The following is a 5,338-nucleotide window of genomic DNA, read 5'->3' as shown; positions in this document are numbered from 1 at the left end:
CACGGCGACAACCTGCTGTTCGAAGGCGCGCAGGGCACGCTGCTGGACGTGGACCACGGCACCTACCCGTACGTCACCTCCAGCAACTGCGTGGCCGGCAACGCGTCCGCCGGCGCCGGCGTCGGCCCGGGCATGCTGCACTACATCCTGGGCATCACCAAGGCGTACTGCACGCGCGTGGGCGGCGGCCCGTTCCCGACCGAACTCGACTGGCAGACGCCGGGCACCGTCGGCCACCACCTGTCCACCGTCGGCGCCGAGATGGGCGTGACCACCGGCCGCTACCGCCGCTGCGGCTGGTTCGATGCCGCGCTGCTCAAGCGCAGCGCCCAGGTCAACGGCCTCACCGGCCTGTGCATCACCAAGCTCGACGTGCTCGACGGCATCAAGGAACTGATGCTTTGCACCGGCTACGAGCTCGATGGCGAGCACACCGACATCCTGCCGCTGGGCGCCGACGAGATTTCGCGCTGCAAGCCGGTCTACGAGACGCTGCCGGGCTGGACCGAATCCACCGTGGGCGTCACCCAGTACGACGATCTGCCGGTCAACGCGCGCCTGTACCTGCAGCGCATCGAGCACGTGACGGGGGTGCCGGTCGACATCATCTCGACCAGCCCGGACCGTGACCACACGATCATGATGCGCCACCCTTACCTGGCCTGAACGGAGACCGAACGATGTTGACGGAAGACGGCAAGCACCTGTACGTCAGTTACGACGAGTACCACAACCTGGTCGAGAAGCTGGCGATCAAGATCCACCAGTCCGGCTGGGAGTTCGACACCATCCTGTGCCTGGCGCGTGGCGGCATGCGGCCGGGCGACATCCTCTCGCGCATTTTCGACAAGCCGCTGGCGATCATGTCGACCAGCTCGTACCGCGCCGAGGTCGGCACGGTGCAGGGCCACCTGGACATCGCGCACTACATCACCACGCCCAAGGGCGAGATCGCCGGCCGCGTGCTGCTGGTGGACGACCTGGCGGATTCGGGCCACACCCTGCACAAGGTGGTCGACATGCTGCGCACCAACTACAGCCCGATCACCGAACTGCGCAGCGCGGTGATCTGGACCAAGGGCCTGTCGAAGTTCGCGCCGGACTACTCGGTGGAATTCCTCTCGACCAACCCGTGGATTCACCAGCCGTTCGAAAGCTACGACGCGATGCGGCCCGAAAAGCTGCTGGAGAAGTGGAAGGTCTGATCATTCACTTCAAGAAGTGGCAAACGACTTTTGAAGTGGTGTTGATCAGCGACGAAGCCGGGCAAAGCCCGGCTTCGTCACAGGTGGGACCGCGCTGCATGTTATTCCGCGCGGTCCGAGTGCCGCTGCCCGGATAAGCAGGGCTCCCACGGTAGGATCACGGCATGCCCAAGCCGGTCACTACCCTCATTCACCACCCGTACCAGCCGCCCGCCGGCTTTGCCGCCGCCCAACCCGGTGTCTTCAAGGCCTCCACCGTCATCTTCGCCAACGTCGCGGCCATGCGGGCGCGCGACTGGAAGGAAAAGGCCGGCTACACCTACGGCCTGCACGGCACGCCGACCACCTTCACGCTGGAAGCGCGCATCGCCACCCTGGAAGGCGGCAAGCACTGCATCCTGGTGCCCAGCGGGCTGGCGGCCATCGCCAACGTCAACATGGCGCTGCTGTCGGCCGGCGACGAGGTGCTGCTGCCCGACAACGTGTACGGCCCGAGCAAGGCCCTGGCCGAAGCCGAGCTGAAGAACTGGGGCATCACGCACCAGCTGTACGACCCGATGGACCCGGCCGACCTCGAGCGCCGCATCAGCGAGCGCACCAAGCTGGTCTGGCTGGAGACGCCCGGCTCCGTCACCATGGAGTTCGGCCCGCTTGCGCAGTTCGCCGCCACCTGCCGCCGGCGCGGCGTGGCTTGCGCGCTGGACAACACCTGGGGCGCGGGCCTGGCCTTCAACGGCTTCGACAGCGGTGCCGACATCGTGGTGCAGGCGCTGACCAAGTACCCCAGCGGCGGCGCCGACATCCTCATGGGCAGCATCGTCACCCGCGACGACGCGCTGCACCTGAAGCTCAAGTTCACCCACATGCGCATGGGCTGGGGCGTAGGCGCCAACGATGCCGAGGTGCTGCTGCGGGCTTTGCCCAGCCTCGCGCTGCGCTACCGCGAGCAGGACCGCTCGGCGCGCCAGCTGGCGCGCTGGCTGCAAGGGCGGCCCGAGGTGGTGCAGGTGTTGCACCCGGCGCTGGAGGGCTCGCCCGGCCACGCGCACTGGAAGGCATTGTGCGCAGAGAACGGGCTGGCCGCGGGCTTGTTCTCCATCGTGTTCGACGAGCGGCACACCGGTGCGCAGGTCGACGCCTTCTGCGACCGGCTGGCCCTGTTCAAGCTGGGTTATTCCTGGGGCGGCCCCGTCAGCCTGGTGGTGCCCTACGACATCCCCTCGATGCGCTCGGCGCAGTTGGGGACCTGGAAGCACAAGGGGACGCTGGTGCGGTTTTCGATCGGGCTGGAGGCCACCGAGGATTTGCAGGCCGACCTGGAGCAGGCGCTGCAAGCGCTGCGGCCGGCTGACAACGGCAGCCAGTCCTCGCGACCGTGAATCGCAGACCAGGGCCGGCGGAACGCGCACCCCAGCTGGCTGCGGCCACCGCTGGAGTGCCCTGCGGTTACCCCAGCCTGCGGGCCAGGTCGGCGGCCAACGCCGCCATCGCCGCGTGCGACCGATCCGCCGGTGCGATGACGGGCGCATCCGCGAACGCCGGGAAGTTGCGGCTGGTCGAGCCCGCATAGCCCGGGTCGTAGTGCTTGAGCAGCAACTCGCGCACCACCGACTCGGTGTCGCCACCGCGCACCTGCGCCTGCCAGCTCTCCACCTGCGCCTTGCCGCGCAACTGCGTCAGTGCCGACAGCCGCTCGCAGAAGAATTCGGGCTGCTCGCAAAAGAAGGCGTAGTCCTCCAGCAGCAGTCGCACCCGTTCGTCATCCGACAGCTCCAGCCGCAGGCAGGCACTGGCGCGCATCGCCGCCATCAGGGTATCGGGCACGCCGAGGTTGCCGACTTTTTTGCTTTCGCTTTCCACGAACACCGGCCGGGCCGGATCGAAACTGCGCAGCCGCTGCCACACCAGGGTGTCGAAGCGCTTTTGCGTCGGCTGCGGCTGGCCGGGGATCAGGCCCAGCACCGAGCTGCGGTGGCTGGCCAGCGCCTCCAGGTCCAGCACCTGGGCGCCATCAGCGTCCAGCGCCTGCAGCAAGCGCGTCTTGCCCGAGCCCGTGGGCCCGCAGATCACGCGGTAGGAGAACCGTCCCGCCAGCTCCGGCAGGGCCGCCAGCACGGCGGCACGGAAGGACTTGTAGCCGCCTTCGACGATCTTCACCTGGAAGCCGATCTGGCCCAGCACCAGCGACAGCGCGCCGCTGCGCTGGCCGCCGCGCCAGCAGTAGACCAGCGGCCGCCAGTCGCGCGACTTGTCCATCACGTCGCGCGCGATGTGGCGGGAGATGTTGGCCGCCACCAGGGAGGCGCCCCGCTTCCTGGCCTCGAACGGGTTGACCTGCTTGTAGGTGGTGCCGACCTCGTGCCGTTCGGTGTCGTTCAGCGACGGCCAGTTGATCGCGCCGGGCAGGTGGTCCTCGGCGAACTCGGACTCGCTGCGGGCGTCGATGACGGCGTCGAAGTCGGCCAGCCGCGCAATGGCGTCACCAGCGGCGATGGAGTGCACCGCCATCTACTTGAGCAGCTTGCGCAGTTCGGGCCAGACGTTGTCCAGCATCCGGGCTTGCGCCTCTTCCTTCGGGTGGATGCGGTCCGCCTGGAACAGGGCAGTCGGCTCGGCGCCGTCGGCCACGCCGCGCAGGAAGAACGGCACCACGCCCGCCTTGTGCCGGCCCGCCACCTTCTCGAACATGCCGGAAAAACGCCGCGCGTAGTCGCCGCCGTAGTTGGGCGGCACCTGCATGCCCACCAGCAGCACCTTGGCGCCGGCCCGCTGGGCGGCTTGCGTCATCTGCGACAGGTTGTCCTCGCTGCCTTGCAGCGGCAGCCCGCGCAGAGCGTCGTTGCCGCCCAGTTCGATCACCACGTGGGTCGGCTTGTGCCGGCGCAGCAGTGCCGGCAGGCGCGAGCGCCCGCCCGAGGTGGTGTCTCCGCTGCTGCTGGCGTTGACGACGCTGGCCGCGATCTTCTCCTGGCGCAGCTTCTGCTCCAGCAGCGCCACCCATCCCGTGCCGCGCTTCAGGCCATACTCGGCGCTGAGGGAGTCGCCCACCACCAGGATCACCGGTGCCGGGGCGGCGCCCAGCGGGCCCACAATGGCGCCGGCCACGCCCGCGGCGATGAAGTCACGCCGGTTCCAACTTACAGCTCGCATGTCTGAACCCATCATTTCCGTAGAACACGTTTCGAAGTCGGTCACCGATTCGACCGGCACCCTGGCCATTTTGCGTGATATCGATTTCTCGCTGGCGGCCAGGGAGACTGCCGCCATCGTCGGCGCCTCCGGCTCGGGCAAGAGCACGCTGCTGTCGATCGTGGCCGGGCTCGACACGCCCACCAGCGGCACCGTCCGGCTGGCCGGGCAGGACTTGTTCGCCCTGGACGAAGACAACCGGGCCGCTTTGCGGGCGCGCCAGGTCGGCTTCGTGTTCCAGAGCTTCCAGCTGATGGGCAACCTGAGCGCGCTGGAAAACGTGATGCTGCCGCTGGAGCTGGCCGGCCGCCGCGACGCGCGCAAGGCCGCCACCGAGATGCTGGGCCGCGTCGGCCTGGGTGAACGGCTGGGCCACTACCCCAAGGTGCTGTCCGGCGGCGAGCAGCAACGGGTGGCGCTGGCGCGGGCCTTCGTGGTGCAGCCGGCGGTGCTGCTGGCCGACGAGCCGACCGGCAGCCTGGACTTTGCCACCGGTGAAACCGTGATGCAGCTGATGTTCGACCTGAACCGCGAACTGGGCACGACGCTGGTGCTGGTGACGCACGACCGCGCCATCGCGCAGCGCTGCGAACGCAAGATCACGATCGAGGCGGGGCGACTGGTCTGAGCGGCCCGCGATAATCAGGGCATGTCTTCCCCCAAGGTCCTTTTCGGCTTCCACGCCGTCGGCGTGCGGTTGCGCACGGCGCCCGGCTCGATCATCGAGCTGTTCTTCGACGCCAGCCGCCGCGACGCCCGCATGCGGCAGTTCCTGCAGAAAGCCGAGGAGGCCGGCCTGCGCGCCATCGAGGCCGACGGCCTGCGGCTGGCCAAGCTGGCCGGCAGCGTCGGCCACCAGGGTGTCGTCGCGCGCGTCGAAACCCTGTCGCAGGCCAGCTCGCTGGACGACCTGCTCGATGGCGTCAGCGGGCCGCCGCTGCTGC

7 protein-coding genes are annotated in these 5,338 nt (G+C 68.6%); 5 read left to right on the top strand and 2 right to left on the bottom strand.

The features are described 5' to 3' along the window. The 3 genes from JWP65_RS13230 to JWP65_RS13220 all read left to right on the top strand — a co-directional run. The coding region (locus tag JWP65_RS13230) for an adenylosuccinate synthetase (protein ID WP_299764436.1) at positions 1-666 on the top strand (666 nt) is incomplete at its 5' end. Positions 667-680: 14 nt separating this feature from the next. Further along, positions 681-1,205, top strand: a complete 525-nt coding sequence (locus JWP65_RS13225) for a phosphoribosyltransferase (RefSeq protein ID WP_299764434.1) — start codon at positions 681-683, stop codon at positions 1,203-1,205. 164 nt (positions 1,206-1,369) lie between these two features. Next, the gene (locus tag JWP65_RS13220; RefSeq protein ID WP_299764432.1) at positions 1,370-2,584 is read left to right on the top strand and encodes a PLP-dependent transferase; all 1,215 of its coding nucleotides are present in this window, start codon (positions 1,370-1,372) and stop codon (positions 2,582-2,584) included. Between the two features lie 67 nt (positions 2,585-2,651). Here JWP65_RS13220 and mnmH read toward each other — a convergent pair whose 3' ends face one another. Both mnmH and JWP65_RS13210 read right to left on the bottom strand, forming a co-directional pair. Further along, a complete protein-coding gene (gene mnmH / locus JWP65_RS13215; protein ID WP_299764430.1) occupies positions 2,652-3,713 on the bottom strand; it encodes a tRNA 2-selenouridine(34) synthase MnmH in 1,062 nt (353 codons plus the stop codon). Then, positions 3,714-4,355 carry an arylesterase gene (locus tag JWP65_RS13210; RefSeq protein WP_299764428.1) on the bottom strand — a complete coding sequence of 214 codons (642 nt, stop codon included), beginning with the start codon at positions 4,353-4,355 and terminating at the stop codon, positions 3,714-3,716. It lies immediately after the preceding gene. On the opposite strand from JWP65_RS13210, the gene JWP65_RS13205 reads away from it, so the two are divergent. Both JWP65_RS13205 and JWP65_RS13200 read left to right on the top strand, forming a co-directional pair. Continuing rightward, positions 4,354-5,022 (top strand): ABC transporter ATP-binding protein, encoded by a 669-nt coding sequence (locus JWP65_RS13205; RefSeq protein ID WP_299764426.1) that lies wholly within the window; start codon positions 4,354-4,356, stop codon positions 5,020-5,022. The two genes, JWP65_RS13210 and JWP65_RS13205, sit on opposite strands and share 2 nt — an antisense overlap. 21 nt (positions 5,023-5,043) lie before the next feature. Beyond that, the coding region (locus tag JWP65_RS13200; protein ID WP_299764424.1) for an RNA methyltransferase substrate-binding domain-containing protein at positions 5,044-5,338 on the top strand (295 nt) is incomplete at its 3' end.

It is taken from the genome of Ramlibacter sp. (assembly GCF_028292805.1).
In the GTDB taxonomy this organism is placed as follows: Bacteria; Pseudomonadota; Gammaproteobacteria; order Burkholderiales; family Burkholderiaceae_C; genus Ramlibacter.
The sequence above is the reverse complement of the archived record's forward strand: the minus strand, read 5'-3'. Positions and strand labels throughout refer to the sequence as shown.

What these genes read in the sequence shown, in the direction of transcription:
- JWP65_RS13225 (WP_299764434.1), top strand. Translation starts at nt 681, where the DNA reads ATGTTGACGGAAGACGGCAAGCACCTGTACGTCAGTTACGACGAGTAC.
- JWP65_RS13220 (WP_299764432.1), top strand. Translation starts at nt 1,370, where the DNA reads ATGCCCAAGCCGGTCACTACCCTCATTCACCACCCGTACCAGCCGCCC.
- mnmH (WP_299764430.1), bottom strand. Translation starts at nt 3,713, where the DNA reads ATGGCGGTGCACTCCATCGCCGCTGGTGACGCCATTGCGCGGCTGGCC.
- JWP65_RS13205 (WP_299764426.1), top strand. Translation starts at nt 4,354, where the DNA reads ATGTCTGAACCCATCATTTCCGTAGAACACGTTTCGAAGTCGGTCACC.
- JWP65_RS13210 (WP_299764428.1), bottom strand. Translation starts at nt 4,355, where the DNA reads ATGCGAGCTGTAAGTTGGAACCGGCGTGACTTCATCGCCGCGGGCGTG.